At 74.2% G+C, this 16683-nt stretch carries 12 protein-coding genes; 7 read left to right on the top strand and 5 right to left on the bottom strand.

The genetic code is table 11. From position 1 onward, the window contains the following. Positions 1-40: 40 nt before the first annotated feature. Complete coding sequence (locus ACFYW9_RS14670; protein ID WP_351863867.1) at positions 41-1102, top strand: LuxR C-terminal-related transcriptional regulator; 1062 nt, start codon at positions 41-43, stop codon at positions 1100-1102. Between the two features lie 375 nt (positions 1103-1477). Here the strand turns inward: ACFYW9_RS14670 and ACFYW9_RS14665 are convergent, their stop codons facing one another. Further along, positions 1478-3370, bottom strand: coding sequence for a BTAD domain-containing putative transcriptional regulator (locus tag ACFYW9_RS14665; RefSeq protein ID WP_389149306.1), 1893 nt, complete (start codon positions 3368-3370; stop codon positions 1478-1480). 409 nt (positions 3371-3779) lie between these two features. On the opposite strand from ACFYW9_RS14665, the gene ACFYW9_RS14660 reads away from it, so the two are divergent. The 6 genes from ACFYW9_RS14660 (at position 3780) to ACFYW9_RS14635 (ending at position 10379) form a co-directional block, all read left to right on the top strand. Then, the gene (locus tag ACFYW9_RS14660) at positions 3780-4847 is read left to right on the top strand and encodes a radical SAM/SPASM domain-containing protein (protein WP_389149303.1); all 1068 of its coding nucleotides are present in this window, start codon (positions 3780-3782) and stop codon (positions 4845-4847) included. Continuing rightward, positions 4844-5536 carry an iron-containing redox enzyme family protein gene (locus tag ACFYW9_RS14655; RefSeq protein ID WP_389149300.1) on the top strand — a complete coding sequence of 231 codons (693 nt, stop codon included), beginning with the start codon at positions 4844-4846 and terminating at the stop codon, positions 5534-5536. Before ACFYW9_RS14660 ends, ACFYW9_RS14655 begins: the two co-directional genes overlap by 4 nt. After that, the gene (locus tag ACFYW9_RS14650) at positions 5529-5738 is read left to right on the top strand and encodes an aroma-sacti cluster domain-containing protein (RefSeq protein ID WP_037623557.1); all 210 of its coding nucleotides are present in this window, start codon (positions 5529-5531) and stop codon (positions 5736-5738) included. The genes ACFYW9_RS14655 and ACFYW9_RS14650 overlap by 8 nt, the downstream gene beginning before the upstream one ends. A 101-nt stretch (positions 5739-5839) precedes the next feature. Beyond that, complete coding sequence (locus ACFYW9_RS14645; protein ID WP_389149297.1) at positions 5840-8914, top strand: AAA family ATPase; 3075 nt, start codon at positions 5840-5842, stop codon at positions 8912-8914. Continuing rightward, the gene (locus ACFYW9_RS14640) at positions 8911-9771 is read left to right on the top strand and encodes a S8 family serine peptidase (RefSeq protein WP_389149294.1); all 861 of its coding nucleotides are present in this window, start codon (positions 8911-8913) and stop codon (positions 9769-9771) included. The genes ACFYW9_RS14645 and ACFYW9_RS14640 overlap by 4 nt, the downstream gene beginning before the upstream one ends. Further along, positions 9768-10379 carry a GAF domain-containing protein gene (locus ACFYW9_RS14635; RefSeq protein ID WP_389149291.1) on the top strand — a complete coding sequence of 204 codons (612 nt, stop codon included), beginning with the start codon at positions 9768-9770 and terminating at the stop codon, positions 10377-10379. Before ACFYW9_RS14640 ends, ACFYW9_RS14635 begins: the two co-directional genes overlap by 4 nt. Before the next feature lie 100 nt (positions 10380-10479). Here ACFYW9_RS14635 and ACFYW9_RS14630 read toward each other — a convergent pair whose 3' ends face one another. From ACFYW9_RS14630 to ACFYW9_RS14615, 4 genes are read right to left on the bottom strand one after another with little or no spacing between them, the layout of a single operon-like run. Then, positions 10480-11601, bottom strand: coding sequence for a glycosyltransferase (locus ACFYW9_RS14630; protein ID WP_389149288.1), 1122 nt, complete (start codon positions 11599-11601; stop codon positions 10480-10482). A 1-nt stretch (position 11602) separates the two neighbouring features. Further along, on the bottom strand, positions 11603-13732 hold the full coding sequence (locus ACFYW9_RS14625; RefSeq protein WP_389149285.1) for a prolyl oligopeptidase family protein: 2130 nt from the start codon (positions 13730-13732) through the stop codon (positions 11603-11605). Between the two features lie 51 nt (positions 13733-13783). Next, a complete protein-coding gene (locus ACFYW9_RS14620; protein ID WP_389149282.1) occupies positions 13784-15391 on the bottom strand; it encodes an MFS transporter in 1608 nt (535 codons plus the stop codon). After that, on the bottom strand, positions 15388-16584 hold the full coding sequence (locus tag ACFYW9_RS14615) for a radical SAM protein (protein WP_389149279.1): 1197 nt from the start codon (positions 16582-16584) through the stop codon (positions 15388-15390). Before ACFYW9_RS14615 ends, ACFYW9_RS14620 begins: the two co-directional genes overlap by 4 nt. Positions 16585-16683 lie beyond the last annotated feature (99 nt).

Raw genomic sequence — 16683 nt, 5'->3', positions numbered from 1 at the left:
GCAGCGGCTGCTGAGGTCTTGTGGCTGATGAGGGGGCTGGGTGGGCGGCATCGGTGAGGACGGCACGGTTCCGGTCCTGCGTACGGCGGCGGGGTGGCCGTCGCACGAAGCGCAGTTGTCCGAGGACGCCGTCCGGGTGTTCCGGTGGGTGAGCGACCAGGGATCGTGCGACGCGGGGACGCTGGGCGCGACGCTGGGGCTGCCGGAGAGCCGGGCGGCCTCGGCGGTGGCGACGCTGACCGAACTCCTGCTGCTGCGCCGTCTGCCCGGGGACCCCGACCGGTTCGTGGCGATGGCGCCGGACGCGGCCCTCGCCGCGCTGGTCGCGCCGCGGGAGGCGGGGTTGCGCCGGCAGCTCGCCGAGATCGATCGGCTGCGGGCAGAGCTTTCCCTCCTGGCGCCGTTCTATACGGAAGGCCGGCGGCAGTGGCAGGGGCGGGCTCCGCTGACGGAGATCACGGACCTGAAGACCGTCGTGGGAATGATCACCGAGGCGACCATGCGGTGCCGGAAGGAGGTCCGCACCTGTCACCCCGGCGGCGGCCGCTCCCCGGCGCTGCTGGAGCAGGCGTTCGTGCAGGACCGCGACATGCTGCGCCGCGGCATACGGATGCGCACCCTGTACCAGCACACCGCCCGCTACCACCTGCCCACGCAGGAGTACGCGCGGCGGATGACCGACGAGGGCGCCGAGATCAGGACGCTGAGCGAACTCTTCGGCCGCATGGTCGCCTTCGACGGGGAGACGGTGTTCATCCCGCACCAGGACGACCTGGACGCGGCCATCGTCATCCAGGAGCCGTCCACGGTCTCCTATCTCTGCGCGACCTTCGATCACGCCTGGTCCCTGGCCGAGCCCTATCAACCGGCCTGGACGGAGAGTTCGGCGCGGGACGAGGTGAAGCAGGCGATCGTCCGGCTGCTGGCCGAGGGCATGAAGGACGAGATGGTGGCCCGGCGGCTCGGGATGTCGCTGCGCACCTGCCGCAAGCACATCGCCGAGATCATGGAGCAGTTGGGCGCGGCCAGCCGCTTCCAGGCCGGATATCTGGCCCGTGTGCAGTCCTCCGGTCCGGCCTCGGCCACGACGGGCGGAGCCTGACAGCCCTGCCGGGGCGAGCCTCGGGCCGCTGAGGGCCGGGCGACGCGCCGATACCGATACCGGTGCCGATACGGATACCGGTGCCTGTACCTGTACCCGTGCCGGTGCCTGTACCCGTGCCGGTGCCTGTACCCGTGCCGGTGCCGGTGCCGGTGCCGATATCGATCCCGGTGCGGAGCCGGCCTCACCCGTCACGACACGTCGGCCGCCCCAGCACGGCCGTGGCCACCGTCGTCGGCCTCCTGATCCCGCTCCCAGGAGATCGCGGACTCGGCCCGGGGTCCGTCGTTCGGATCAGGTGGCGGCGGAACCCGGCGCCTTGCCGGCCGGCCCGGGCGGGCCCCGCGTCCCGCCGTGTGATCCGGACGACAGGCCCTAGCACCGCTCTCCCGACGCGGCTGCCTGCTCGCGGGCGAACAGCAGGGTCAGCCAGGGCAGTTCGTAGCGCACCGCTTCCGGGGCCGTGGTCGTGTGCGCGGTCACCTCGGGCAGGGACGGCGGTGGCAGGACGCCGACGTCGATCAGCTCCTCCAGGGAGCGCTGCGCGTCCCGTCCGGCCTTGCCCAGGACGCGGGCGGCGGAGGGGAGGGTGAAGGAGACGTCCGGCAGTGCGGCCAGCGCGTGGAGGGAGTCACGGACGGGAACGGGCAGCCGGGCCCAGGCCCCGGCGAGACGGGCGCGGACCCCGAGGCCGCCGGACGCGAGTTCGTCCAGCGCCTCCCGAGGGTGTTCGAGGCGGTCCGCGTACTGGCCGAGCGGCATGTGGCGCAGCACGGACAGGCGGTTTCCGGCCGCTCGCAGAGCGAACGGGAGGAACCCCGTGGCGGCGACGACACGTTCCGCCGCCGCGCGCTCGGCGGCCAGCCGGGGCCGACCGATGATTCCTCCGAGCAGGTCCCGTGCCTCCTCGGGGGACAGCGGCGGGAGTTCCACCCGGTGCGCGCACTCCAGGCAGGGCAGCCGGCCGCGGGAGGTGACCAGCGCGGCGGCGCTGCCCGACGGCGGCAGCAGCGGGCCGAGGGCGGTGGCGTCGGGGGCGTCGTCCAGGAGCAGCAGGATCCGGCGCCCGGACAGCCAGGAGCGCCAGACGGTGGCGGCCTCCTCCCGGTCGGCGGGCAGCCGCTCGGTGCAGCCGAGGGATCGGGCCAGCTCCGCCAGTACCGACGCCCAGGGACGCGTCGAGCCGTCCTCGGCGCACAGCCGGGTGGCGACCACGCCGTCGGGGTAGTGCGCGGCGAGACGGTGCGCGACACGTACGGCGAAGGCCGACTTGCCGACGCCGACCGCGCCGGTGACGAGGACCGGGGGGCCGCCCTCGGTCTCCAACCGGGCCCGGACGGCCTCCAGTTCCCCTGTGCGCCCGGTGAAGTCGGCGAGGTCCGGCGGGAGCAGCAGCCGTGATCCGGTGGGGCCGCCGCACGGCCGGGGCGGGGCCATGTCGTCCAGCAGGGAGCGGTAGGCGCCGTGCAGCGCCGCACCGGGCTCCAGGCCCAGTTCCCGGGACAGCCGCTGGCGGCAGTCGTCGTAGGCGGCCAGCGCCTCCGTTCTGCGGCCCACCTGGTGCAGCGCGGTGAGCTGGGCGGCGCGCAGCCGCTCCCGCAGCGGGTGGCGGCTCACCATCTCGTCCACGCTGTCCGCGACCGGGCCCGGGTCACCGATCTCCAGCTGCGCCTCCGCCCAGGCCTCGTAGACGGCCAGTCGCCGGGCGTGCTGCCGTTCGACGGCGGCGCGCAGCACGTCGGCCCGGGGGGCCAGGTCGCTGAAGGGGTCGTGCCGCCACAGGTCCAGCGCCTGGCGGTACGTACGGGCCGCGTGACTCGGCGCGCCCGCGCGCGCCTCGGTGTCGCCGCGCCGGGCGAGTTCGTCGAAGCGCAGGGTGTCGCATTCCTCCGCGGTGAGGTGCAGTACGTAGCCGCCGGGACCGTGGCTCAGCCGGCCCAGGTCGTCGGGGTCGAGCACGCGGCGCAGGACCGACACGTACGCCTGAAGGTTCTTGCGGGCCGTACGGGGCGGGTCGTCCGGCCAGAGGGCGTCGGTCAGTTCCTCCACCGACACCGGCGTGTTGGGGCGAGTGAGCAGGACCGCCAGGACGAGGCGCTGCTTCAGCGGTCCGAGCGCGAGCGGCAGACCACCGCGGGAGGCCCGCAGCGGCCCGAGGAGGGTCAGCCGTAAGGGGGCGGCGGTTTCACGGCCGATTTCACCGGCCGGCTCTCGCGGAATTCCGGGAGCCGATGCCGTGCCGCGGGTTTCCGTGAGTGCTTCGGCCATCTCGCCCCCTCAGCCCCTTCCCCAGCCGGTGTCGTCGGAGGTCTGACAGAGGAAGGGAATTCTGTGCACGAAAGCCTCCGAGGAGCGGCAGGGGGTGAGGGAATCCGCGAGGAGCCGTGAACCCTTCGGGAATTCGGTGGAATTCCTTCGGCCTTCACAGGATGCGCACGGGCCGGTTCCGGGGCCATGGACTCGAGGATGGCTCAAGGTGCATGCAGCAACACACCCGCCGGGATAAAGAGCGAACAAGTGCACAAATCTGCTCGAATCGACCGGCCGTGCCGCGGTCCGCCCCCACGGCCGGTCCGCCCCGCGCCGCGTACCGGCTCCGAACCGTCCGCCAACCACGACCGAACCGGCGCACCGCACGCTGAGCCCGCACGTCCCGGTGGCCTACGGAGGTGACGAGATGCGGCTGGCCGAGATCATCGAGCTACGTCCGGTGCCGGCGGCCGGGCTCCTCGCCACCCTCACCAGGCGCTGCCCGCTGAGCTGCGCCCACTGCTCCACCTCGTCGGGGCCGCGCGGCGAGGACACCCCGGCCGAGGCGCTGCGCCGCTTCGTCGGCGGCTTCGCCCCCGGCGACCGTCCGGAGGTCCTCATGCTCACGGGGGGCGAGCCGCTGCTGCGGCCCGCGCTCGTGACGGACCTCGCGGAGCTCGCGACGGCGGCCGGAACGCGTACGTCGGTCCTGAGCGGCATGTTCTTCGCCGCCGACGGCCGGGTCCCTGACCGCATCCTGCGCGCCCTGCGGCACGTCGCCCACTTCTCGGCGAGCATCGACGTGTTCCACGAACGCGAAGTACCGCGCGCCGCGGTCTTTCGCGCGATGCACCGCATCAGGGAAAGCGGAATCGACGTGAGTTTCCACGTGGCGGGAACACCGGCGGACGACGCCTATCTCGCGGACATCACCGCGTCCATTCGTACGGAATTCCACGACCAGGCGGCCGTCCTGGTCAATCACATCCGGCCGGTGGGCCGGGCGGCGGGCTGGGCGTCCGCGCGGACCGTCCGGTTCCGGGACACCGCGGAGGAGAGTTCCTCCGGGGCGCCCCCGGCACCGTGCGCGATGGCCGCCTGGCCGACCGTGGCCTTCGACGGCACCGTCGCGGCCTGCTGCAACCAGCGCGTGGTGGACGCCCGCCCCGTCCCGGAACACCTGCGCCTGGGGCACATCGCACGGGACGACTGGGCCACGATACGGCGCCGCTGCCAGGCCTCTCCCGTGCTGCGCACCATCCGTACGGCCGGAGTCGGATCGTGCGCGGACTGCCGAAGTCTGGCCCGGCGGCCCGCGGCCCTGGACGCGGCCGAACGGTCCGGTTCGCGCCCAGCGGCCGGTGCGATGGACGCGCTCGGCGCCCGGCTCCAGCACGACGCGGGGGCCGCCTCACTGCTGCGACGGTACGGAAGCGACCGGTACGCACCGCTCGTGCTGCTCGGAGGTCCCGGGGACGAGGAGGTGTCCGGGTGAGCCCGTCGGCCGTCGCGAGCCTGCGACTCGAACTGTCCCTCGTACGGCCCGTGCTGTGGACCGCCACCGCGCGCATGTGGCGAACCGACTCCGGGCTCCCCGGCCGCTACCGGCGCTACCTGTGCGCCATGCACCAGGTGATCCGCGCCTCCGTTCCGCTCATGGAGCGGGCCGCCACCCGCTGCGAAGCGCTGCCGCGGGACCCGGTGGCGCGCCCCCTCGCGCGGTACCTGCGGGCGCACGCCGAGGAGGAACGAGGCCACGACGACTGGCTGCTCACCGACGCCGCGGCGGCCGGGACTCCGCCGGACGAGCTGACCGGCACCGTGCCGCCGGCCCATGTGGCCGCCCTGGTGGGGGCCCAGTACTACTGGATCGAGCACAGTCATCCGGTGGCCCTGCTCGGCTACATCGCGGTACTGGAGGGCAACGCGCCCGCGCCCGGCCTGGCCGGCCGGCTGGCCCGCGAGACCGGGCTGCCGCCGGCCGCCTTCGAGACCGTACGCCTCCACGCGGACCTCGACGACGGACACGGCGCCGACCTGGACCGGCTGATCGAGCGGCTGCCCCTGGACGCCGCGCAGCGTTCCCTGGTCGCCGTCAGCGCGCTGCACACGGTCGCCTCCCTCGCCGAGCTGTTCGACCGCATCACCGCGGTACCAACCGAATGGGAGAGCACCGATGACTGACCCCGCACCCGATCGCGACCGCCTCCGCGCGCTGGAGGACGCCGGGTTCCCTCTGCACAGCCTCTCCCCCGAGCAGCGAGAGGTGCTCCAGGACCTCAGCGCACAGGAGCTGACCCTGCTGCTGGGCCTGAAGGAGCGACTGGACGCGGCCGAGCCGGAGGTGCAGGCGCACAGCGAGATCGCCGGCGGAGCGCTGTTCTGATGACGGGCTCGATGACCGGCGGCACGCGCGTGAAGTGCCCGCGGTGCCCCGAACCCCCGCCGGACGGCGCGGCGTTCTGCCCCCGGTGCGGAACCGCGTGCGTGGCCGCGGGCGACGCCGCCGCGGCCGAGGAGCGCCGGGTGGTGACGGTGCTCTTCTGCGACCTCGTCGGATCCACGGCCCTGTCCGGGCGGCTCGACCCGGAGACCCTGCGCACGGTCACCCTCCGGTACTTCGCGCTGATGCGGGCGCGGATCGAGGAGCACGGCGGCACGGTGGAGAAGTTCATCGGCGACGCGGTGATGGCGGTGTTCGGGGTGCCCGTGCGCCACGAGGACGACGCCCACCGGGCGCTCGCAGCGGCGCGCGGCATGGTCACCGGCCTCGACGGGCTCAACGCCGAGCTGGAGCGCGAGCACGGCGTACGGCTCGCCGTCCGCATCGGTGTGAACACCGGTGAGGTCGTCGTGAGCGTCGATCCCGCCGCCCGGCAGGCCCTCGTCTCCGGCGAGGTCGTCAACATCGGGGCCCGGCTCGAACAGCACGCCGGCGCGGGGGACATCCTGATCGGCCCCGCCACACTCGACGCCGCCGGTCCCTCGGCGGTCACCGAATCCGCCGGATCACTGTCCCTCAAGGGCGTCGGAGTCCCCGTCCCGGCCCACCGCCTGGTCGCACTCCACGAGGACGACCCGGAGCGGGTACGCCGGTTCGACACCCCCTTCATCGGGCGGGAGCAGGAACTGGCCGAACTCCGCCTGCTGTCGCGCAAACTGGAGACGGACCCGCGCTCGCACCTGGTGACCGTCTACGGCGAGGCGGGCCTCGGCAAGACGCGCCTGCTGCGCGAGTGGCTGCGGGACTGCCCGGCGTACGGCGAGGGCCGGTGCCGGCCCTACGGCGAGTCCGGCTCCCTGTCGCCGCTCGCCGAAGCGGTACGCCAGGTCCTCGGCGCCGTCGGCGAGGACCTGGCCCTCGCCGCGCTGCCGGCCCCCGAGCGCACGGAGGCGGAACAGGCGCTGCGCCTGCTGCGGACCGGCCTCCTCGCGGACGGCACGCCCAGCCCTTCGGCGGACGACACCCTCATGGCCCTGGCCTGCCTCCTGGACGCGCTGTCCCGTGAGCGGCCCGTGGTGCTGGTGCTGGACGACTGTCACTGGGCGTCCGGGCCGCTGCTCGACCTGGCGGACCGGCTGCTGGACGAACTCGACCGCTCCCCCGTGGCCCTGGTGTGCGTCGCGCGGCCCGAGCTCCTGGAGACCCGTCCCGGCTGGGGCAGCGGGCGGATGCGGTCCGCGTCGCTGCTGCTCACACCACTCACCCGGGAGGAGGCCGCCGCACTCGCCGGGGAACTGGTCGAGGTGGCGGCCCACCGGCAGGACGTGCTGGAGGGCGCGCTCGACCGCGCCGAGGGCAATCCGCTGTACCTGGAACACCTGACGGCGATGGCCGCCGAGTGCGACGACCTGCCGCTGACCGTGCATGCCCTGCTCGGCGCCCGCATCGACGCGCTGCCCCCCGAGGAGCGGACGCTGCTGCAGGTGGCCGCCGTCCTGGGAAGGGAGTTCCAGCGCGCCGACCTGACCGAACTGGCCACCGCCGAGGAGCCCGGGGACCCGGCGGAGTCCCCCGGCGGTCTGCTGCGCGGCCTCGTGCGACGGCGGCTCATCGAGACCGGTGGCCGCGCCCGGTCCACCGGCTCCGTACTCCGGTTCGGCAGCGCGCTGGTGCAGGAGACCGCGTACCGCGGGATGGCCAAGAAGGTACGTGCCCGGCGCCACGAGCACGCCGCCCGGGTCCTCGTCCGCCACGACGCGGGCGATGCCGCCGTCGGCTCCCATCTGGCCCGCGCCCACCGTCTGCTCACCGAACTGGGCATCCACGACGGCGACACCGACGCGTTGCGGACTCGCGCCGCCGCTCTGCTCACCCGGGCCGGTACGGCCGCCCTGGCGCGCTCCGACCTGCCGTGGGCCGACGACCTGCTCACCCAGGCCCTGGACCTGGCCGCGCCCGGCGAGCCCGTCGCCCGCGCGGCCGCCCGCCGGCTCGGCGAGACGAAGGCCGCCCGCGGTGAGCCCGAGCGCGGCCGGGAACTGCTGGCGGACGCGCTCGACGCGGCGGACCGGGCCGGGGATCCGCTGGACGCCGCCCACGCCCGGCTCGCGCTGACCGCGCTCGACCCCCGGCACGGTTCCGCCGCCGAGGTGGCGGAGGCCGCCCTCCCGCTGTTCGCCCGGGCGGGCGACGACCAGGGAATCGCCCGTGCCTGCGTCCGTATCGCCCAGGACCGTCAGCGGCGCGGACTGCACGCCGAGGCCGAGGAACTGCTCCAGCGGGCCCTGGAACACGCCGACCGCGCCGACGCCGAACCCGAACGGGCGCTGGCGCTCGGCGCGGTCGGTATCTCCCTGTGGCGCGGACCCACCCCGGTCGGGCGCGCCGTCGGGCGCTGCGAGGAACTGCTGTCGGCCCACGGCGCCGGCCGGCCGACCGTGCGCGCCACGCTGGGCTGCCCGCTCGCCGTGCTCCTGGCGCTGCAGGGCCGGCACGAGGAGGCACACGTGCGGCTCACCGAGGCGGCGCGGCTGGCCCGCGGCCTCGGCTACGCGGAGAGCGCGTTGTTCATCCCGCTGTTCGCCGCGGAGGTCGAGGCCCTGAGCGGTACGCCGGCCCGTGCTCTGCCGCTGCTGGAGGAGGCGGAACGCGCGGGCCGTGAACTGGGCGCCACGGGCGTCCTGCCCGGCATCGCCCGGGAGCGGGCGCGGATCCTGCTGGACCGCGGAGAGCCGGCGCGGGCACTGGCTCTGCCGGACCCCGAGCGGTCCGCGCTGCCTCCGGCCGAGTCCGCCGACGCCTACGGACTGCGGGCCCGTGCCCTGGCGCTCGCCGGTGAGCCGGACCTGGCGCGTGTCTGCGCGGGCCGGGCCGTCGCCGCGGCGGGTGAGACGGACTCCCCGGTCGTACGGGGTACCGCGGCCCTCGACCTCGCTCACACGCTGCGCGCACTCGGCCTGGCCGCGGACGCGGCGCGGGAAGCGCACACGGCACGGGGACACTTCGCCGCCAAGGGACACCGGCCGGGCACGGACCGCGCGTCCGTGTTCGCCGACGAGACGACGGCCACGGTCCGGGGCGCGGAACGCCCGGCCGGACGGGAAGGCGGGACCGGATGACCACAGGAACGGCGGGAGGGCTCACCTGGAGCCTGCGTGACCGCTCCCCCGAGGACCTCACGATGCTCGCCGACACGGTGCCGGACCTGCCCGCCGATCCCTCGGCGTGGTCGGACGGCGCCGGGGTGCGGGTGTGCGTGGTCGACACGGGGGTGGAGTGCGGCCACCCCTCGGTCGGCACCGTCCAGGGTTCGTACGAGGTGGCGCAGGCCCCCGACGGAGGCCTGCGCGTCGTCGACAGCGGCCCGCTGCCCGACGGCGCCGGCGACGGCTGCGGGCACGGAACGGCGTGCGCCGGCATCGTCCGGCGCGTGGCACCGGACTGTGAGCTGTACAGCGTGCGGGTGCTGGGCGAGGGCTTCACCGGCACGGGCGAAGCCCTGCTCACCGGGTTGCGGTGGGCCGTCGACCAGGGTTTCGACGTGGTCAACCTCAGTCTGTCCACGACCCGTCCGAAGTTCCTCGAAACGCTGCGGGCCCTGGCCGACCAGGCGTTCTTCACCGGGACCACGCTCGTGGCGTCCGCCCACAACACACCGGTGGAGAGCTTCCCCTGGCGGTTCTCGTCCGTCATCTCGGTCGGTACGCACCGCGAGGACGACTCCGGGCTCTTCCTCTACAACCCCGCGCCACCCGTCGAGTTCTTCGCACCGGGCCAGAACGTGCAGGTGGCCTGGACGGGCGGCAAGACCATCCGCACCACGGGCAACAGCTTCGCCACCCCCTTCATCAGCGGGATGTGCGCACGCCTGCTCGGCACGCACCCGAAGCTGACACCGTTCCAGATCAAACACGCGCTCTACCTCTCCGCCGCGAACGTGCGCATCGGCGAACCAGGAATCAGAGGTGACTCATGACCCAGTCCCCCGGCCTCGTCCCCGCCACAGGCGTGGATCCCGCGACAGGCGCCGGCAGCGCGGAGCACGATCTGCTGCAGTCCGTCGTCGACACCGCGCGGGCCATCTTCGGCGCCGCGGCCAGCTCCGTGCTGCTGCACGACCGGGAGACCGACGAGCTGGTCTTCCAGGCCGTGGCCGGGGAGGGAGAGGACTCCCTCGTGGGCTCGAGGTTCCCCGCGGGGCGGGGCCTGGCGGGCTGGGTGCTCGTCTCGGGTGAACCCATGATCGCGGACGACCTCCGGGAACAGAGCATGTTCGCCGAGGACGTCGCGAAGTCGACCGGGTACGTGCCGAACGCGCTGATGGCGGCGCCGCTCGCGCACCGCGACCGGGTGCTCGGCGTACTCGAAGTGCTCGACCCCGCCGAGCAGTCCCGTTCCAGCCTCTCCGAACTCGACCTCCTGGCCCTCTTCGCCCGGCAGGCCGCGGCGGCTCTCGCGGTCATCGCCGACCGGCGCCACGAGGAGACGCCGTCGGCGGTCCGCGCCCGGGGCCTGGAACTGCTGGCCGCGCTACGGGACGTACTGCTCGACGGAGTACCGCCCCAGGGGTCGTACGAGGGGTGAGGTGGGACCGGGGCTGCCGCCGCGCTTTCGGGGGCGGCCCCGGCCCCCGCATTCCCGCCGGGACTCGGGGAACAGCCCCTTGGCGAACAGCCTCCGGAATTCAGTGTGCCGCCGATTCCACGGCGTCGGCGGCACGACTCTCGCTCTTGCCCTCGGCGAGCAGGCCGCCGATCTCCTCGGCGCGCGCCCGCAGTCGGGGATCGCGTGCTGTCGTCTCGACCGCGGCCCGCAGTTCCGCAGCGGGAGCGCCCGGCTCCGGCAGCCTGCGGGCGACGCCGGCGCGCAGGCAGGCGGCGGCCAGGACCTGCTGTTCCGAGCCGTTGGGGGCGACGAGCAGGGGTTTGCCGTGAAGGAGGGCGGCGAGTACGGGGGCGGAGGTCGCGTTCGTCAGGACGAGGTCGGCCCGGTCGACGAGCGGCCCCATCCAAGGGCGGCGGCCGACGATCAGGTCGGCGTCGGCGGCGGCCTCGGGCGCGCCCGACCGTCCCAGTTCCACGACGGCCCGGTAAGTGCCCGAGGCGAAGGCCGCGTTGAGCCGCGGCCAGAGGGAAGCGCCGCCGAAGGTCCGGCCGAGATGGACGTAGGCCAGGGGTTTGGAATCCGGCAGCGGTTCGGTGGACGAAGGCTCCGGCTCCCACCAGCAGGGGCCGGCATGCCGTACGGCCGGGGGCAGTTCGGCGCCGGCCGGTTCCAGAGCGGGGTGGCCGCGCAGCAGGAAGGCGGTGCCGAGCAGCGGGGTGTCGGGGTGGCGGTCGTGCCGTGGTGCGAGGCTGGCAGCTTCTCGTACCGCTTGATAGTGCTTCAGGGTCTCCGTCAGCCGCCACGCGCGGTCGTGCGTGTCCGCCGGGCCGGTGCCTCCGGAGCGGTAGGGCCACAGGTGTGCGGTGAGTCCGAGCACCACGACCGGCAGGCCGGCGGCCTCGGCGGCCACGAGCGCGCCGTGGCAGAGCACGGAGGTGACCAGGACGTCGGGCCGCAACCGCCGCACCGCCCGCGCCACCTCGGTGTACTGCTCGGGGCCGCGGACCGTCCAATGGGTCACCGACACGGCTGTGGCGTCGGTGACGGCGGACACCTCCAGGCCCGCCGCGGTCGTCGGCGGAGCGGCTCGCGGCCCGGCGAGGACGTGCACCGTATGGGCGCGGCGGCGCAGTTCGCGGCCGACCGCGAGGGCGGGGTACAGGTAGCCCGGGTCGTTGAGCGGGCACAGCAGCACGTTCATGTCAGCCGTCCCCCGGCAGTGGAAGGCCCAGATAGTGGGCGAAGAAGGCCATGACGTCCGCGTAGAGGCGGGCGCTGCGCGAGGTGGCACGCGCGCCGTGTCCGACGCCGTGCTCGGTGCGCAGCACGACCGGCGCGTCACCGGTACCGGCCCATTGCAGGGCGGCGCACATCTTGCGTGCGTGCGCGGGGTCGACGCGTGTGTCGCTGTCGAAGACGGCCAGCAGCACGGCCGGGTAGCGCGCGCCCTCACGGACCTGGTGGTAGGGCGAGTACGACAGGAGACGGGTGAACTGAGCGGGGTCCGCGGCGCTTCCGTACTCGTCACGCCAGCTCGCCCCCATCCCCGACAGTTCGTAGCGCACCATGTCGAGCAGGGGTGCCGCGCAGACGACGGCCGCGTAGGTCTCCGGACGGCGGGTGAGCGCGGCGGCGGCCAGCAGGCCGCCGTTGGAGCTGCCGAGGACGCCGAGCCGGCCGGGCGCGGCCCATCCGTCACGGAGCAGACGGTCCGCCGCGGCGTCGAAGTCGTCGAAGGTGTTGTGCTTGTGCTCGCGGCGCCCGGCCCGGTGCCACTCCTCCCCTTCCTCTCCCCCGCCTCGCACACAGGCCACCGCGTACACCCCGCCCGCGCGTACCCAGGGCACGGCCTGTGGGGTGAAGCCGGGGGTCATCGAGGCGCCGAAGCCGCCGTAGCCGGTGAGGACGGCGGGGCGGGGTCTGTCGGGGCGGCCCGTGGGGGACATCACGAACATGCGCACCTCGGTGCCGTCGCGGGAGCGCAGGACCTCCTGGGTGACGTTCACGCCCTCGGCGGGGGCCACCGCCGGGAAGTGGCCGGGCCAGGGACTCAGACGTCCGGCGGCGGCGTCGTAGTGCAGGACGACGGCGGGTGTGACGTGGTCGGTGTACGTGAACCAGAGTTCGTGGCCAGGATTTTGACGTGCGGTCAGGGACGTGATCGTCCCCCGTCCGGGCAGGGGCACGGTCCCGGTCGGGGTGCCGGTGCGGGCGTCGTGCAGGGTCAACTCGCCGACGGCGTGCCGGGTTCGTACGACCGCCAGCAGGGTCCGGTCCAGCGCCGGGCCGTCCAGGACCGCGAAGTCCTGCAGTACGGTGCCGGGTTGCTCGGGGACCAGGGTGCGCCAGCGGCGCGGATCCGTGGCGTCGCGAGGCGCTGCGGCGATCCGGCCGCGCGGCGCGCCGACGGTGGTCCTCAGCAGCAGCGGTCCCCCGCCCGGCCTGAGGCGGACCGCGGTGTGGCCGTCGGCGCCGTGCTGGAGGCGGCGCAGGTCCGGCCGGCGGGGACCGGTCCCGGTCAGGTCGGCGGTCCAGAGATCGGTGCGCGGGGAGGTGCCCTCGCTGGCGCCGACGACCAGGAGCCGGCCGTCGGGTGCGGTGGCCACGGTGTAGTACTGGGTGTCCGACCGTCCGGCCCCGAAGATCTCCGCGTCCTGGTCGGCCGGTGTGCCGACCTGGTGCAGATACACGCGGCGGCGGGGTCCCGCCCCGGCGGCCGTGTGCCCGGACGGGAGGCGGCGTACGTAGTAGAAGGCCCTGCCGCCCGGCAGCCATGCCACGGGGGAACGGCGGACCCGGTCCACGGGCCCGTCGAGCGTCTCGCCCGTCGCCGTGTCGAGCACACGCAGCACCGAGTGCTCCGTTCCGCCCGAGGACAGCTGGACGGCGACGAGGTCGCCCTCCCAGGAGGGTTCGAAGGCGTCGAGGACCGTCGTACCGGACGGATCGGTGTCCAGCGGGTCGAGCAGGATCCGCGTCCGGCCGGCCTCGCGCACGGCCAGCGCGGCGAGTTCGCGCCCGGGTTCCCTGCGCAGGTGGAACTCCCGCCCGCCGCGCGCCACCGGCGGACGGGCGCCTCCTGCGGCGAGCAGGGCGGTCATCCGCGCGAGCAACGCGTCCCGGGCCGGCCAGCGGGCCTCCTCCTCGGCGTAGAGCAGATCCTGGGCGGCGCACCACGCGGCGGTGGCGGGGTCCTGCGGATCCTCCAGCCAGCGGTAGGGGTCGGTCACCCGCACTCCGTGGATGATCTCCTCCGGTCCGCTGCGGGGGGCCGGCGGGTAGGTGTACGGGGCGGGCGCCGGCCTGGCGTCGCGGGGCGGGGACTGGGTCATCGCGGCGCTCCAGGGAGAACGGATCACGTCGGTCACGTGGAGGGGGACGGGCTAGGCGTCACCGGTGCCCGGGCGTTGCGCGGGGGACGCCGGAGACGGGTCCTCGGGCGTGGAGCCGTCGGCCGGGGCCGGTTCGCCGTGCGCCTCGACCGCCGGCCGCTCGGCACGGCTCGTACCCGCGAGGGCCGGAGTGTTCAGGAAGCCGGAGGCAGCGATGGTGTCCGCGGGCTCGGGCACGTCCGGGAGGCCGACGGGGCGGACCCTCTTCACGTCGGCCGCGACGGCGCCGAGGTGGGACCCGAGGTGGGACCCGAGGTGGGACCCGAGGTGGGACTTCTTCACGTCGGGCGCCACGGCGTCCACAGTGGACTTCTGCGCGTCGGCCGCGACGGCGCCGAGGCCGGTGTCCTTCGCCTCGTCCGCCACGGCGTCGACGCCGGGCTTCGCGTCGTCCGCCACGGCGTCGAGGCTGGTCTCGCGCAGCAGGGGCACGGAGGACACCACCGTGACGACGGCCGCTGTCCCGGCGAGTGCCAGCCAGGTGTGGCTCGCCCCCAGGGAGTCCACGAAGGAGCCGGCCAGGAGCGGTCCCAGGGAGGCGAGACCGGCCATGACCAGTCCGGTCGCGGTGCTGACCCTGCCGAGCAGGTCCCGTGGCGCGAGCACCAGCATCGCGCGGCCCACGACGATGCCCGCGGGCGGGCTGAAGAACACGACCACGACCAGCACGGGGCCGATCGTCCAGGGGTGCGTGGTCCCGGCGAACACGGCGAGGCCGATCGCCCAGACGGCGCCGATGAGCAGGAACAGACGGGCGGCGGTGATCCTCTTGATCAGCCATGGCGCCGCGGCGGCGCCCAGCATCGCCCCGATGCCCGCGCAGCCCATCACCGCTCCGATCGCCGTCCCGCCGGCGCCGCTCTGCCGCAGGGAGACGACCATGGTCGTCTGGGCCGCCGCCGAGACGACGTTGATGCCCGCGGCGAACAACAGCGCTGCCAGGAGGGTCCGTTGGTGCGTCAGCCACCGGAGCCCGGCCGTGAGCCGGTCGTCGCGGTCGGTGGCGGCCACCGGGCGAGGGGGTTTGGTGGCGATCCGCAGCAGCAGGACGGCGGACACACCATAGGAAAGGGCGTCGGCGGCGAACGGCAGCATCGGATCCATCGTGTACAGCCAGCCGCCGAGGAACGGGCCGAGGAGCGAGCTCGTCGCGATGGCGGCCTGGCTGCGGCTCAGCGCGTCGGTGAGGTCCTTCTCCGGGACCACGTCGCGGACGGCGATCGTGGCGGCCGGCGCGAAGAGCGCGGTGGCCGCGCCCTCGACCACGGCGACGCCGAGGAGGTGTGCCTGCCCGAGATCTCCCAGTGCCGACGCCAGGGGAATGCTGGCCAGCGCCACGAGCCGCAGCAGATCGGTCCCGACCATGATCATCCGCCGGTCGAGCCGGTCGGCGAGCTGGCCCGCGGGCAGGCGCAGCAGGGTCCGGGTCACCAGCGAGAAGGTCGCGACCGTACCGGCTTGTGCCGCGCTGCCGCCGATGGAGAGGACGAGCAACGGGAAGGCGAGCAGGGACAGTTGAGAGCCGAGGGTGGACAGGGTCGTACTGAGCCAGTAGCGGCGGAAGTCGGCGTTGGTCCGCAGGATGCCGGCGCTCTTCACCCCAGCCGCCCGACGGCGTGGAGACTGTCCAGGACTCCGGCGTCGACCCGGTCCTGGAAGACGGCGCGGACGGCGGCTTCCTCGTCGTACTGGTAATGGTCGTGGCAGCTGACCCAACGGCCCTTCGTCTGCTCGGCGTCGAGATAGCCGTCGGTGATGGTGCCGACCTCCATGCCGGGCTTGCCCGCGGTCTCCCAGCAACTGGCCAGGACCCCATCGGCGTTGACGACCGCGCCGTAACGGCCGTCGGCGAAGGAGCAGGCCTGGCAGGGGACATGGGCGCGCGGACGGGCCACCGTGAAACCGAGTTCCAGCGCGCGGGCGTGCCAGCGGACGAAGTCGTCGACGAGGCCGTTCTCGTGCAGCAGGTTGTTCGCGTAGCCGACGCCGACGTCGCCGACGCGGGCGAAGTGGATACCGCAGCGGGCCGGATCGAGACGTGCGCCGAGCCGTTCGACCAGGTCGTCCACGCCGTGGCTGTTCAGGTGCGAGACGTTGACCCGCAGCATCCAGCGCAGGGACGTCTTCTCGATGGCGCGCGCGATGTTGGAGACGATGACGTCGAAGGTGCCGCCTCCGGAGCGGCGTACCCGGATGGCGTCGTGGTCGGCCCGGTCGCCGTCGAAGGTCACCTGCACGGAACCGAGGCCCGCGGCGTTGAGCTCCTTGGCGACCAGCGGGGTGAGCAGGGTGCCGTTGGACGTCATCGACGCGGTGAGGGCGCCGAGTTCACCGGCCCTGGTCAGCAGGTCGCGGCAGCCTCGCGGGTTGAGCAGCGGCTCGCCGCCGAAGAGCAGCAGCGACAGCTTGTCCATGCCGGCCGCGGTCATGCGTTCCCGGGTGAAGTCCAGGACCTGTCCCACGGCTTCGGGGGTCAGCCGGGCGTGCCGGATGCGCGGCGGCCGGCTTCCGCCCTTGGGGTCCTGTGCGGTGTTCTGGAAGCAGTAGCCGCAGCCGAGGTTGCAGTCCGTGCTGGTGAGCACGGTCAGCGAGTACGAGGTGTAGGGCTGTACGTCGTACAGGCCCGCCTCGCGGAGATAGCGTTCGGCGGAGGGCCGCAGGGTGCCGTCGGCCTCCACCTGGCCGGGACGCATCAGCGCGTATCCGCCCGCGCCCAGGAACCACCACCCCCTGTCGGCCTGGATCAGACGGGCCCCGGCGGCGGGGACGGCGACGGACTGCGTACCGGGCACGGCAACCTCCGGAGCGGGGGCGGGGGATGGGGGCGGGCGCGGCCCGGTCGCGGCGGCGTCAGGCGCCACCGCGACCGGGAGGACCGCGCCGGGGGTGAG

The sequence above is a fragment of the Streptomyces sp. NPDC002698 genome (genome assembly GCF_042888945.1).
Lineage (GTDB): Bacteria > Actinomycetota > Actinomycetes > Streptomycetales > Streptomycetaceae > Streptomyces.
The sequence above is the reverse complement of the archived record's forward strand: the minus strand, read 5'-3'. Positions and strand labels throughout refer to the sequence as shown.

Bases quoted from the DNA above. Each gene is read 5' to 3' on its own strand.
- ACFYW9_RS14640 (WP_389149294.1), top strand. From the start codon at position 8,911: ATGACCACAGGAACGGCGGGAGGGCTCACCTGGAGCCTGCGTGACCGC.
- ACFYW9_RS14665 (WP_389149306.1), bottom strand. From the start codon at position 3,370: ATGGCCGAAGCACTCACGGAAACCCGCGGCACGGCATCGGCTCCCGGA.
- ACFYW9_RS14660 (WP_389149303.1), top strand. From the start codon at position 3,780: ATGCGGCTGGCCGAGATCATCGAGCTACGTCCGGTGCCGGCGGCCGGG.
- ACFYW9_RS14635 (WP_389149291.1), top strand. From the start codon at position 9,768: ATGACCCAGTCCCCCGGCCTCGTCCCCGCCACAGGCGTGGATCCCGCG.
- ACFYW9_RS14630 (WP_389149288.1), bottom strand. From the start codon at position 11,601: ATGAACGTGCTGCTGTGCCCGCTCAACGACCCGGGCTACCTGTACCCC.
- ACFYW9_RS14625 (WP_389149285.1), bottom strand. From the start codon at position 13,732: ATGACCCAGTCCCCGCCCCGCGACGCCAGGCCGGCGCCCGCCCCGTAC.
- ACFYW9_RS14650 (WP_037623557.1), top strand. From the start codon at position 5,529: ATGACTGACCCCGCACCCGATCGCGACCGCCTCCGCGCGCTGGAGGAC.